Here is a 12,981-nt window from a genome sequence, read left to right as displayed (position 1 = left end):
CCGGCCGCTACCGGTCACGCCCCCGCCACGCCACCGCCATGCCCGATCTCACCGCTTGAGAACGCATTCGACCTGCCGTCCGGAAATCGTGAGGTACCTCAGGGCACCTCACCTCAGCAGAGCGGCCGGCGCCGCCCGTACCGCCCGCCCGTCCGCCACCCGGCGCGGGAGCGGCAGTTCGATCACGCGGCAGCCCAGCGCGGCGAGTTGAGTGACGACACGGTGGGCCTCGACGTCGGAGAGGGAGAAGACGAACGGGCCCGGTACCAGCACCGCCCGCACGGCCTGTGAGGCGGCCAGGTCGATGAGCTGCTCCAGCGCGGGCAGCGGACCCCCTGAGGGGCAACCGTTGTCCAGGTAGACCGTCGGAACCGGAAGCCCCAACTGGTCCGCGAAGCGGCTCACCGCGTACCGATGAACCGGCATGGCCGATTCATCGAAGGGATAGCAGCGCAGATAGATCGCCGCCCCGGATCGGCACCCGTCGGCTTGCAGGTTCATGGGTCCCTCCCGGCGAATTCACGACACGGAGTCGCGACGGTTGCGTCGGATCAGCGGCCCTCTGAGGAAACCTTCCGCACCGGTCCCGGAGCAAGCCGGAATTCCCGGCACTTCTATGACGGATCGGACTCGGTGTCCGGCGAGCGATGGGTAGTGGAACACCACCCATCGCTCGCCGACCCGGGTAGCGGAACGGCGGCTGCGCGCCGGGCGCCCGCGGTCCGCACTCAGCCATTGGTTCAAGAATTGTAGAGAAAACTCGCCCATTACCAACAAATTGTGTCGGCGACATTGACGGCCCATGACCGGCCGACAAAGATGGCGTCCGCTTCGAAGTCGCTTTTATTGCAGGTCACCGCCGCACTGCTCGCACCGGTTCGGGCCAGCGGTCGAGATGGCCGCACGTTCAACCTCTGAAGTCAGAAGGTCGTCGGTCGACCTTCCGGACCAGCCATCAGGGTGCCGGCCTGTGCCCTCGCGCCGGTCGTCACGTTCCCACTAGAGCAGGGGAGTGGACCCATGCCACATCCATCAGTCCCGGGGCGCAGACGTGCCCTGGCCGTCGCAACCGCCCTCGCCGCGCTGCTGTGCGCGGTGCCGATGTGGGCCGCCGTTCCGGCCCTGGGCGCGGAGGCGCCGCTGCCCGCCGTCGCGGAGCCCGACGCGGGCCCCGCCAACCCGTGGGTCCTCACGAACACCGCCTTCGACCCGGCCGACTACCTCAAGCAGCCGTTCGTGGGCAACGGCTACCTCTCGCAGCGCCTGCCCGCCGTCGGCCAGGGCTTCCAGCAGTCCACCGACACGTCCGGGTGGCCGCTCGGGAACAACCGGTACACCTCGGCGCTGGTCGCCGGCGTCTACGACAGCGAGACCGGAACGCACAACTCCGCCGGGTCGAGCGACTTCATCGCCGCGCTGCCGACCTGGTCCACGATGAACCTCGGGGTGGGCGGCAGCACCCTCGACGCGAACGTGCCGTCAGGTCAGATCACCGGATACCAGCAGACACTCGACCAGCGGAACGCCACGGTCAGCACCTCGATGACCTGGACGCCCGCGGCCGGGAAGGCCACGGCGGTGAAGTTCGACGTCCTCGCCAACCGAGACGTGATGAACCTCGGCCAGGTCCAGGTAACCGTCACCCCAGCCTGGAGCGGAAGCCTGTCCCTGACCGGCCTGCTCGACGGCCTGGGCGCCAATCGCATCACCGCCGACCCCGCCTCCGCCCGGACGGTGGACACCACCGCCCACACCTCGACGGTCCGGCTCATCACCCCGGGGCGCAACACCAAGGTCACCGAGACGCAGCGCCTCGTCGCGGGCCCCGGAGCCACCATCACCGCCGCCACCGCGCAGACGCCCAGTGGCAACCTCGCCACCGTAGGGGAGCAGTGGACGGTCCCGGTGACGGCAGGACAGACGTACACGTTCACCAAGTACGTCGGCATCTCCACCTCCAACGAAACCGCGACCCCCGACACGGTCTCCGCCACCACCGTGACCGATGCTGCGAACAGCGGGTGGCCGGCTCTCCTGACACGTCACCAGAACGCCTGGGCGAAGCTGTGGGCGCCGAACGTCACCGCGGCCGGCCGCAACGACGTGCAGGCCGCCGTCTACAGCTCGTTCTACCTGCTCTACTCCAGCCTGCGTGAGGGCGTCAGCTGGAGCATCCCGCCGGCGGGGCTCTCCAGTGACAACTACGCCGGTGTGATCTTCTGGGACGCCGACACCTGGATGTACCCGACCCTGCTGGCCTTCCACCCCGAACTCGCCAGGTCCGTGGTGATGTTCCGCTTCAACACGCTGGCGGCGGCCAAGGCCAACGCAGCGGGGGTGACGAGCCGGGCCCTCAAGGGCGGATCCTGGGCCTGGGACAACGGCCCCAGCGGCACCTGCGGCGGGCTGAACGGCTGCCCCTCCACCCAGGACCACCTGCAGAACGACATCTCTCTCGCCCAGTGGCAGTACTACCAGGCCACCGGTGACCTGGCTTGGCTCAAGTCCTACGGCTACCCCGTGCTGAAGGCCCTCGCCGACTTCTGGGCGAGCCGCGTCGACCGGAACGCCGACGGCACCTACCACGTCAACGGCGTGCAGTCCGCCGACGAGTACGCCTGGAACGTGAACGACGAGTCGTCCACGAACGCCGGCGCCGTCGTCGCGCTGCGCAACGCGGTCCTGGCCGCGCAGGCCGCCGGGCAGAGCGCCGACCCGGTATGGACGACGATCGCCGATCACCTGGTCGTCCCGGTGGACCCGGACGGTACGCACCCCGAGTACGCCGGCTTCACGAACCGGAACGTCAAGCAGGCCGCCACGGTCATGATGACCTACCCCACCGGGTACGTCACCGACCCCGCGGTCGCTGCCGCCGACCTGACCCGTTACCTCCCGCTGATGGACGCCGGCGGCCCGGCAATGACCGCGTCGGTCGAGGCCGTCATCGCCGCCTACGCCCAGACCCCGGGCTGCCTGACCGACACCCTCCTGCGGAACTCCTACGCCCCCTTCCTCCGCGGCCCCTTCCAGCAGTTCCTGGAGACCAAGTTCACGGGGGCCTCCGCGGGCCAGGGCAACCCGGCCTTCAACTTCGCGACCGGCGCCGGCGGCTTCCTCCAGACCTTCCCCTACGGCCTCGCCGGCCTGCGCTGGCAGCAGGACGCCCTGGTGCTCAACCCGATGCTGACCCCGCAGCTCGGCGGCGGCGTCACGCTCACCGGCCTGCAGTACCAGGGCCGATCCGTCAACGTGGAGATCGGAGCGCAGAACACCAAGGTCTCCCTCGTCTCCGGCAACCCGATCACCGTGAAGTTCCCCACCGGACCGCAGACCCTCGCACAGGGCTCTCCGCTCACCGTCCCCACCGCCCGGCCGGACCTCGTCCCGACGTCCAACCAGGCACGGTGCCAGACCGCCAAGGCATCCTCCGCCCTGTCCGACAACCCGCCCGCCGCCGCCGTCGACGGCAGCACCGCCACCGTCTGGACCGCCGCCTCGACCGCGCCGTCCTCGCTCGCCGTCACCCTGGCACCCGGCAAGCAGACCAGCAGGGCCGACATCCAGTGGGGGCCGACCAGGCCCGCGAACTACGAAGCCTGGGTCCAGTCCACCGCGGGGTGGACCAAGGAGGCGACCGGCGCCGTCCCGGCCAGCGGCGACCTGCACGTGTCGTGGCCGGCGACCGCCACGCAGGCCGTCACGTTCACCTTCAGCGGCGGCGGCGCGGCCAGCATCGCCGAACTCGCCCTGCCCGACCCCGCATCCTCCTGCGCCGTCACCGCCGTGTGCGAGGCGGAGACGGGCACTCTCTCCGGCGGCGCCAGCATCCAGGCGAACCACGCGGGCTCCACCGGCAGCGGCTTCGTGGCCGGCCTCTACCCGGGCGCGACCGACACCCTCACGGTGAACGTCCCCACCGCGGGCACCTACAGCGCCGTCATCCGCTACGCGAACTCCACGGGCGGCAAGGATCCCGGACCGTACCTGAACGTCACCCGCACCGTCTCCCTGACCGCCGGCGGAACCACCGTGCAGGTCCAACTGCCGACCACCGCCAACTGGGACACCTGGGGCACCGTCAACGTCCCCGTCACCCTGACGAGCGGCGACAACACCATCCAACTGGCCGTCGGACCGAACGACTCCGGCAGCATCAACCTCGACAGCATCACCGTCACCGCACCGGCCTGCGCCGTCACCGCCGTGTGCGAGGCGGAGAAGGGCATCCTCGCCGGCGGCGCCACCACCGAGGCGAACCACGCGGGCTACACCGGCAGCGGTTTCGTGGCCGGCCTCTACCCGGGCGCGACCGACACCCTGCGGGTGACGACCTCGGCCGCGGGCACCCACCACGTCTCGATCCGCTACGCGAACTCCACGGGCGGCAGGAATCCCGGACCGTACCTGAACGTCACCCGCACCGTCTCCCTGACCGCCGGCGGAACCACCGTGCAGGTCCAACTGCCGACCACCGCCAACTGGGACACCTGGGGCACCGTCAACGTCCCCGTCACCCTGACGAGCGGCGACAACACCATCCAACTGGCCGTCGGACCGAACGACTCCGGCAGCATCAACCTCGACAGCATCACCGTCACCGCCGGCTGAACCCCGGCATCCACCCCACAGGCGTTCCGGCCCGGTCCCCGGGCCGGAACGCCTCGTGCTGCGCGGGACGGCCACCCCGCCCTCGCCCGGCCGGATTTCACCCGCGGGTGACCCGTCGCATGCCCCTGCCGGACATCGGCCCGTGCCCGACGCACGACGCCTCCCCGGGCTCAGGGCTCGGTGTCGAGGGCCTCACGGACCCGGGCTCGGGTGACGCCCAGCTTCCTGAGGACACTGGCGACATGGTGCTCGACGGTGCGCGGTGAGAGGGCGAGGGAGTGCGCGATCTCCTGGTTGGTGACACCGGCGGAGAGCAGTTCGGCCACCTGGCGTTCGCGCGGGGAGAGGTCGGCGCCGTAGCTGCGGCGGCGGGGTGTGCGGCGCAGCAGGCCGTTGTCGCGCAGGACTCGTTGGCAGCGAGCGGCGTCGGCGGTGGCGCCGAGCCGGGCGAAGGTGTCCAGGGCGCCCTGGAGTTCGCGGCCGGCCGAACCGGAGGCGTGCGAGAGTTCGAGGAGGCCGGTCTGTTCGGCGACCCGGGCCGCGGTGTGGACACGGCCGATGGCCTCGTACCGGACCCGAGCGCGGACCAGGTGGGTGAGGGCGGCCTCGGGGTCGGTGCCGGCGGCGAGCAGGCCGCGGCACCAGGAGACTCCCGCGGCGACGCCCGGCGCGTTGAGGCCTTCGATTCCGCGTTCGGCGTCGTCGGTGAGGCGGCGGGCCTCGTCATGGACGCCGCAGGCGAGTGCGGCCTGGACGGCGGTCGGCACCAGGTCGACGGTCTGCGCCCGCAGGTGCTTGCGGCGTCTGGCCGCCACCGCCGGCTCGATCCGCTGCCACGCACTCGGCGCGTCGCCCTCCAGCAGGTCGAGCCGGGCGAGCAGGCTGATCGCCAGCGGCCCGATGTCCGCGTTGGCCGCGCCGGTGAGTGGTGCGAGGCGCTCACGGGCCTGCCCCCATCGCCCCCGTGCGGTGTCCAGGATCGCGCCGGCCGCCGTCAGGGCGAGTCGGATCGTGCTGTTCTCCGGGGACTCCTGCAGCGTCGCTTCGACTCTGTCGTCCAGACCGGCCCAGCGGCCGCTCACGACGTCGAGACCCAGCCGGATGGCCAGGCAGCCGAGTTCCAGGATCTGCGAACCGGTACGACGGCCCAGTTCCTCGGCCTCGCCGAGGATCTCGCCGGCCTCCCGGTCGCAGCCCCGGGACATCTCGTAGTAGGCCGCGTTGTGGAGGGCCCGCGCGCTGTGACGGAGGACGGCGCGGTCGGTGGTCCGCAGAGGCAGTTCCTTGAGGAGCTCCCGGCCGCGCGGGTCGCCGATGATCTCCAGCAGCCCGATTCTGGTGGCGAGGACGTCGGCCCGGGTGAGGGGGTCGCCGGTGCGGGCGGCCAGGTGATCCGCGCGGTCCATCAGCGCCAGGTCCTCCGCGACGGTCTGGCCCCGCTCGCTCATGGCGGAGCAGAAGCTGAGGCTCGCCATGGCGGCCGCGGCGGTGGCCGGCCTGCTCTCCAGTTCGGCGATCGCCTGTCGCAGTTCCGCCAGATCCTCCCAGTAGGCGTCGGTGTTCGTCAGGACGCGGATGAGGTGGAAGCGCATCTCGCCGCGGATCCCGATGGGCAGGGCGGGGTCGGCGATGATCCGGCGCAGCGTCGCGGTGCTGGCCGCCGGGTCGGTCCGGAAGGCGGCGATGGCGCCGAGGGCCAGGGCGGCGCGCGTGCGATCGTCGGGTGCGAGGGCGGGCTCGGCGAGGAGTTGCTGGAGGAGGTCGGCGGCGACGCCGTCGTCGCCGAGCGCGATGGCGTGCTCGGTGGCGGCGAGGGCGGTCGGCAGCCAGGCGGCGGTGCCGAGCCGACGGGTGTGGTGGGCGATCTGGACCAGGGCGGGCGGGTCCTGGCGGGCCAACGCCTCGGCGGCGCGGGCGTGCAGGCGGCGGCGGCGCGGGCCCGGGATCTTGTCGTAGACGGCCCGGCGGGCGAGCGCGTGGTGGAAGCCGTACCGGCCGGAATCCTTCTCGACCAGGACACCGGCTTCGAGTGCGGCGGTGACGGCGTCCTCGGCCTGATCATCGGTCAGAGCGGCGACCGCCGCGAGGAGTTCCTCGCTCGCGGTGACCGCCAGGACGGCCGCGGCCTGCACCGCGGCGGTGGCACCGGTGCCGAGCGGTTCGATCCGGCTGTTCACCGCTTCCTGCAGGGCGCGCGGCACCCGGGCGTTCTCTAGCGCCGCCGACGCACCACCGGCCCGGGTGAGGTGGTCGGCCAGGACGATGAGGTCCTCCTCGGCGGCGAGCGGGATGCCGCCGCTGCGTTCGAACAGCTCCCGGCAGAGCGAGGCGTTGGCCGCCGGGCCGATCACCGACACCGCCAGTTCGCGGACCTGCGCCTGCGAGAGCGGCCGCAGCGCTATGTCGGCGCCGCCGACGCCGACCGGGCGGCGGTAGGGCGATCCCAGTACGTTGCCGTCGCCGGGCAGGTCGCCGGGCCGGTAGGTGAGGACCAGTCGCAGCCGGCCCGGCGGGTTGCGGGCCAGCAGGAGCAGCAGGTCCTGGGTGGCGTCGTCCGCCCAGTGCACGTCCTCCATCATCAGCACGGCCGGGCCCAGGGCCCCCAGGACCTGGTGCACCGCGCGCATCAGCAGCTGGCCGCGGCTGCCGTCCCCGGGGTCCGGGGCTGTGGTGGGGAGCCGGTCGGCGAGTTCCGGCAGGTAGGCCGCCAGGACGGCCGTGGCCGGGCCGAACCGGGCCTCGGGCCCGAAGTACGACCAGCCGTCGCGCAGCGCGTCGACCGCCGGACCGAGGGGCAGCGGCTCGCGCAGCGGGTGGCACACGCCCCGCAGCACCGGCGTACCGTCCGCCCGGATACGGTCCTCGGCCTCCCGCAGCAGCCGGGACTTCCCGATTCCCGCCTCGCCCTCGACGAAGGCCACGGCGGGCCCGTCCCGGAGAGCCGTCAGGAGGGAACGGAGCTCCGTTCCACGGCCCACGAGCGCGAAGCCCGTACGGCGGTCGGAACCGGGCCGGGCGGCCCGCGCACCTGGCATGGAGCCTCCGAACGGACGGATCGCGCAGCAACGGAGGTGATTATTCCACTTCACCCCCCACCCGACCAGTACAGCGGACCCGGCGGACGACGTCCGCCTCGCCACCGAAGTGAGCGCACCCAGGTGCCTGGTGGTGCTCGCGCCGGCGGTGCGTACGGAGGCGGGCGACACGAGGGGGCCTGTGCGGCGCGGCGCTCGCGTTGCTAGGCTCGCGGCGAGCCGTGACTGGCGCGCAGGGATGGACTCGACCATCGGGGAGCGGCTCCGTGTCTCACGCTGTCGCCGTGCGCCTGGGCCTTCGAATCGTCATGAGGAGACCGCCTTGGCCACGCCCGGCATCCCTTCCGCCGTTCCGTCCTCCCCGCACACCGCCGTCGTACCGGCGGCCGCCACCGCATTCCGCAGCGCCATCGACGTCGTGCGCGACGTCGAACCGCGCGTCGCCGACGCCATCGGCGCCGAGGTCGAGGACCAGCGGGCCTCGCTCAAGCTGATCGCCAGCGAGAACTACGCCTCTCCCGCCGTGCTGCTGACCATGGGCAACTGGTTCAGCGACAAGTACGCGGAGGGCACCGTCGGCCGCCGCTTCTACGCCGGCTGCCGCAACGTGGACACCGTCGAGGCGCTCGCCGCCGAGCACGCCCGCGAGCTCTTCGGCGCCGAACACGCCTATGTCCAGCCGCACTCCGGGATCGACGCCAACCTCGTCGCCTACTGGGCGATCCTCTCGCAGCGGGTGGAGGGCCCGGCGCTGCGCCGGGCCGGCGTCCGGAACGTCAACGACCTCACCGACGGCGACTGGGCCGAACTGCGCAGGGAGCTGGGCGACCAGCGGCTGCTGGGGATGTCCCTGGACGCGGGCGGCCACCTCACGCACGGCTTCCGCCCCAACCTCTCCGGCAAGATGTTCGACCAGCGCAGCTACGGCACCGACCCGGGGACGGGCCTGCTCGACTACGACGCCCTGCGGGCCACCGCACGGGAGTTCCGCCCGCTCGTCCTGGTCGCCGGCTACTCCGCCTACCCGCGCCTGGTCAACTTCCGCCTGATGCGCGAAATCGCCGACGAGGTCGGGGCGACGCTCATGGTCGACATGGCGCACTTCGCGGGCCTGGTCGCCGGCAAGGTCCTCACCGGCGACTTCGACCCCGTTCCGCACGCGCAGATCGTCACCAGCACCACCCACAAGTCGCTGCGCGGACCGCGCGGCGGCCTCGTGCTGTGCGACGCCGAGCTGGCCGAACACGTCGACCGGGGCTGCCCGATGGTGCTCGGCGGCCCGCTGCCGCACGTCATGGCGGCCAAGGCGGTGGCCCTCGCGGAGGCCCGCCGCCCCGAGTTCCGGGACTACGCGCAGCGCGTCGTCGACAACGCCCGGGCGCTCGCCGAGGGCCTGCTGCGGCGCGGGGTGCGCCTGGTCACCGGCGGCACCGACAACCACCTCGTGCTGCTCGACGTCTCCGGCTCCGGGCTGACCGGCCGTCAGGCCGAGGCCGCGCTGCTGGACTCCGGCGTGGTGACCAACCGCAACGCCGTCCCGCAGGACCCGAATGGCGCCTGGTACACCTCCGGCGTGCGGATCGGCACCCCGGCGCTCACCACCCGCGGCCTCGGCCCGGCCGAGATGGACGAGATCGCCGACCTGATCACCACCGTCCTCGCCGCCACCGCACCCACCGACCCCGGCACCGGCCGGGAGTCCAGGGCCCGGTACGTGCTCGACCCCCAGGCCCGCGACGCGGTCGCGAAGCGGGCCGCCGACCTGCTCACGGACTTCCCGCTCTACCCGGGTCTCGACCTGGTCTGACGGCGGCCGGTCCGGTCCGTCGGCGGTCCGCTCCGCCGCCGGACCGGTCCGTCAGCCGTCGGCGCCCGGCCACGGGCCGGGCGCCGCGACGACCGGCTGCTCGGCCGACTCCGTCCTGGCCTCCCGGAACCCGCGCGCCCGGTAGGTGCGCAGCGCCGCCGGGCCGTCCAGTGAACAGGTGTGGACGGTGACCCTGGCGGTCCGCGGCAGTGCCGGATGCCGGTCGGCGAGGTCCCAGGCGCGGGCGATCCCGTCGGCGAGCAGGCGGCTGCCCAGACCCTGGCCGATGAAGTCCGGCAGCAGACCGAAGTACACGATCTCCACCTCGCCGCCCGGACGGGGCTCCAGCTGGACGTACCCGGCCGGAGTGCCGGCCACCCACGCCACCCAGGTCTCGACGCCCTCCCCGGCGAGCCACTCCTGCCACTGCCGGTATGTCCACGGCAGCCGGTCCGTCCACGACCAGGGCCCGCCCACCGCGGTGTAGAGGAACCGGGCGAACTCCGGGCCGGTCCGTTCGGCCAGCACCACCGGCAGATCGGCCTCCCCGGCGCGCGGGGCCGGCCGCACCAGGTCATCCGGGGAGGTCTGCTCCAGGTGCCAGGTGGTGACCGTGATCGTCTCGCTCATGCCGCCACGCTCTCATGCCACCCCGGGCGGGCCCCGCGGGAGGCCGGCCGGCCCGACCGCCGTTGCCCGTCCGGGCGCGTCCCGCCGCCGTACCGTGGAGGTGCGGGTGCGAACGCCGTACCGCGCCGCGGGAACGGAAGGAGCCGTCTGCCATGGCGGACCGGTCGGGCTCCGGCCCGGGCACCGATGCCTCCGGCACCGGCCCACCGCGATGGGAACGCGGCCTGCTGCACGCCCTGTTCACGCAGGCGGCGTTCGGCGTGGCCGCCCTGGACACCGACCTCACCGTCGTCCGGAGCAACCTCCCGCACTGGCTGGCCGCGCACGCCCCGGCGGCGACGGCCCTTCCCGACCGGCCACGGCGGCTGGCCGACGTCCTCGCCGCCCACGACGCCGACACCGTCACCGGCCGGATCCGCCACGTCATCGACAGCGGTGAACCCCTGACCGGCTGGGTGCTGACCCTGCGACCGGCCGCCTGCGACCGGGAACTCGTCCTCTCGCTCTCCGCCGTCCGCACCGAGGACGACGACGGCAGGGCCTCCGGCGCCCTGCTCACCCTCGCCGACCTCACCGGGCAGTACGCCGCGCAGCGGCGCATCGAACTCGTCGACCAGGCCGCCCGGGGCATCGGCCAGTCGCTCGACGTCACCCGCTGCGCCGAGGAACTCGCCCGCGCCTTCGTCCCCGCCGTGGCCGACCTCGCGGCCGTCGACCTGACCGAGGCCGTCGTCCGCGGCGAGGAACCGGACGCCTTCCTCGCCGGCGGACCGCTGCGCCGCGCCGCCGTCGCCCCGGCCGACGCGCCGTGGCCGTCCGAGGTGTACCCCGTGGACGCGGAGATCCGCCTCCGGACGGAGGAGAGCGCCTTCCTGCGCAACGGGGAGGCCCGCTTCCTGAACGACCTCGAAGGGCTGCGCGGGCTCGTGGCCGGCCAGCCCGACCGGGAACGGCTGCTGCTGCCCGCCCGGGCCACCAGCTTCCTGCTGCTGCCGCTGCTGGCCCGCGGCCTGGTGCTCGGCTGCGTGGGCCTGTGGCGGACGGGGGAGCGGCCCGGCTTCGTCCAGGAGGACGCCGCGGCCGCCGAGGAGGTCGCCACGAGCGCCGCACTCGGCATCGACAACGCCCGCCGCTACACCCGCGAACTGCACATCGTGCAGAACCTCCAGCAGAGCCTGCTGCCCCGCCCCGAACTGCACCTCGGCGCCGCCCTGACGGTCGGCAGCTACGTCCCGGCCGCGTCCGCCGAGCGGATCAGCGGCGTCTGGTACGACGCCATCCCGCTCTCCTCGGCCCGGCTCGCCCTGGTAATCGGCGACGCCCGCGGCCACGGGCCCGAGGCCACCGCCACCATGGCCCGGCTGCGCACCGCCGTCCGCACCCTCGCCGACCTGGACCTGCCGCCCGAGGACCTGCTCACCCACCTCGACGACCTGGTCACCCACCTGGCCGCGACCGACCGCCCGGGCCGGCGCCCCGGCGTGGCCGCGACCGACGGGCCCACCTGCCTCTATGCCGTCTACGACCCGGTGGACGGGAGCTGCGAACTCGCGGGCGCGGGCCACCGCCTGCCGCTGATCGTGGATCCGGAGACCGGCCCGCTGCCGCCGCCGGCGGCAGAGCCGGGGCCGCCCCTGGGCGTCGGGTCCGCCCCGTTCGGGTCGATCCGGGTGGACGTGCGCCCCGGCAGCGTCCTGGCGCTCTGCACCGAGGGCCTCGTGCGGCGGGCGGGCGGCTCCGAGGAGGCCGCGGTCGCCCGCATCGCGGAGCAGGTGCACCGCGCCGCGGCGGACGCCGGGCCGATCGGCGGCCTGGGCCACCGGGTGCTGGCCGGTGTCCTGACCGAGCCGCCCGGCAGCGACCTGGCCCTGCTGCTCGCCCGGGTACGGACCCTGCCCGCGGGGGCGGTGGCGCGCTGGGAGTTCCCGGCCGACCCGGCTGCCGTCGGCGCGGCCCGCGCGGCCGCCGTCGACCGGCTGGCCGCCTGGGGCCTGGCGGAGCTGGCCCTCACCACCGAACTGATCGTCAGCGAACTGGTCACCAATGCGGTGCGGTACGCCGGCGGGCCGGTCGTCCTCCGCCTGATCAGGGACGAGCGGCTGACCTGCGAGGTCGCCGATCCCGGCCCGGACCGGCCCCGCCTGCGCCGCGCCCGGCCGACCGACGAGGGCGGCCGCGGTCTCTTCCTGGTCGCCCGGCTCAGCGACCGCTGGGGCAGCCGCCGCACCCCGACCGGGAAGGTCGTCTGGACGGAGCAGCTCCTGCCGTCCGGCCCTGCGGGTGGGCCCGGTGCGCCGGACCGCGCGGGATGAGCGCGGCCGGCCCGTTCAGCCCAGCGAGCCGCGGGCGATCCGGTACAGCACGTTGCGGCGCAGCGGGCCCTCAGGGGCATCCGGGTCGTCGAAGTCGTCGGCCGGGTCCCGGGTCATGCCGAGCCGCTGCATCACGGCCTGCGAGCGGAGGTTGCCCGCGGTCGTCACGGCCAGGATCTCGGACCGGCCGAGGGTCTCGAAGCCGAAGGCCAGGGCGGCGCGGCCGGCCTCGGTGGCGTAGCCGTGGCCCCAGGCCGGGCGGACGAGCCGCCAGCCGACCTCCACCCCGGAGAAGGGCAGCCCGTCGTCCACCCGGTCGAGGCCCGCGAAGCCCACGAACTCCCCGTCGGCGAGGACCTCGACGGCCCACCAGCCGTAGCCCCGCGCCTCGAAGTCGGCCCGGAAGGCCGCCACCGAGGCGTCGGCCTGCTCCCGGGTGAGCACCGGGCCCAGGTGCTCGCGGACCAGGGGTCGGCGTTCATCGCCGCCCACGGGGCGAGGTCGGATTCCCGCCAGGGCGCAGCAGCAGGCGGTCGGTACGGATGTCGGTCATGCCGCTCAGCCAACCCGGCCGGCCCCTGCCGGT

6 protein-coding genes, 1 pseudogene and 1 riboswitch are annotated in these 12,981 nt (G+C 73.7%); of the genes and pseudogenes, 3 read left to right on the top strand and 4 right to left on the bottom strand.

Translation table 11 applies throughout. The features are described 5' to 3' along the window. Positions 1-108 precede the first annotated feature (108 nt). Positions 109-501, bottom strand: coding sequence for a recombinase family protein (locus tag ABEB13_RS04835; RefSeq protein WP_345704437.1), 393 nt, complete (start codon positions 499-501; stop codon positions 109-111). 519 nt (positions 502-1,020) lie between these two features. On the opposite strand from ABEB13_RS04835, the gene ABEB13_RS04830 reads away from it, so the two are divergent. Then, on the top strand, positions 1,021-4,611 hold the full coding sequence (locus ABEB13_RS04830; protein ID WP_345704436.1) for a carbohydrate-binding protein: 3,591 nt from the start codon (positions 1,021-1,023) through the stop codon (positions 4,609-4,611). Positions 4,612-4,781: 170 nt separating this feature from the next. Here ABEB13_RS04830 and ABEB13_RS04825 read toward each other — a convergent pair whose 3' ends face one another. Beyond that, on the bottom strand, positions 4,782-7,646 hold the full coding sequence (locus tag ABEB13_RS04825; protein WP_345704435.1) for an ATP-binding protein: 2,865 nt from the start codon (positions 7,644-7,646) through the stop codon (positions 4,782-4,784). Between the two features lie 211 nt (positions 7,647-7,857). Continuing rightward, a riboswitch (ZMP/ZTP riboswitch) is annotated at positions 7,858-7,949 on the top strand. Between the two features lie 34 nt (positions 7,950-7,983). Between ABEB13_RS04825 and ABEB13_RS04820 the strand changes: the two genes are divergently transcribed. Beyond that, a complete protein-coding gene (locus tag ABEB13_RS04820; RefSeq protein ID WP_345709537.1) occupies positions 7,984-9,453 on the top strand; it encodes a glycine hydroxymethyltransferase in 1,470 nt (489 codons plus the stop codon). A 51-nt stretch (positions 9,454-9,504) separates the two neighbouring features. On the opposite strand, the gene ABEB13_RS04815 is transcribed toward ABEB13_RS04820, so the two are convergent. Next, the gene (locus tag ABEB13_RS04815) at positions 9,505-10,083 is read right to left on the bottom strand and encodes a GNAT family N-acetyltransferase (RefSeq protein ID WP_345704434.1); all 579 of its coding nucleotides are present in this window, start codon (positions 10,081-10,083) and stop codon (positions 9,505-9,507) included. Positions 10,084-10,235: 152 nt separating this feature from the next. On the opposite strand from ABEB13_RS04815, the gene ABEB13_RS04810 reads away from it, so the two are divergent. Further along, a complete protein-coding gene (locus ABEB13_RS04810) occupies positions 10,236-12,395 on the top strand; it encodes a SpoIIE family protein phosphatase (protein ID WP_345704433.1) in 2,160 nt (719 codons plus the stop codon). 15 nt (positions 12,396-12,410) lie between these two features. Here the strand turns inward: ABEB13_RS04810 and ABEB13_RS04805 are convergent. Further along, positions 12,411-12,948: pseudogene (locus tag ABEB13_RS04805) on the bottom strand (GNAT family N-acetyltransferase). Between the last annotated feature and the right edge of the window lie 33 nt (positions 12,949-12,981).

This window comes from Kitasatospora paranensis, from assembly GCF_039544005.1.
Lineage (GTDB): Bacteria > Actinomycetota > Actinomycetes > Streptomycetales > Streptomycetaceae > Kitasatospora > Kitasatospora paranensis.
This window is presented reverse-complemented; position numbering and strand designations above follow the sequence as displayed.

Coding starts and splice junctions, on each gene's coding strand:
- ABEB13_RS04835 (WP_345704437.1), bottom strand. CDS start 501: ATGAACCTGCAAGCCGACGGGTGCCGATCCGGGGCGGCGATCTATCTG.
- ABEB13_RS04830 (WP_345704436.1), top strand. CDS start 1,021: ATGCCACATCCATCAGTCCCGGGGCGCAGACGTGCCCTGGCCGTCGCA.
- ABEB13_RS04825 (WP_345704435.1), bottom strand. CDS start 7,646: ATGCCAGGTGCGCGGGCCGCCCGGCCCGGTTCCGACCGCCGTACGGGC.
- ABEB13_RS04815 (WP_345704434.1), bottom strand. CDS start 10,083: ATGAGCGAGACGATCACGGTCACCACCTGGCACCTGGAGCAGACCTCC.
- ABEB13_RS04810 (WP_345704433.1), top strand. CDS start 10,236: ATGGCGGACCGGTCGGGCTCCGGCCCGGGCACCGATGCCTCCGGCACC.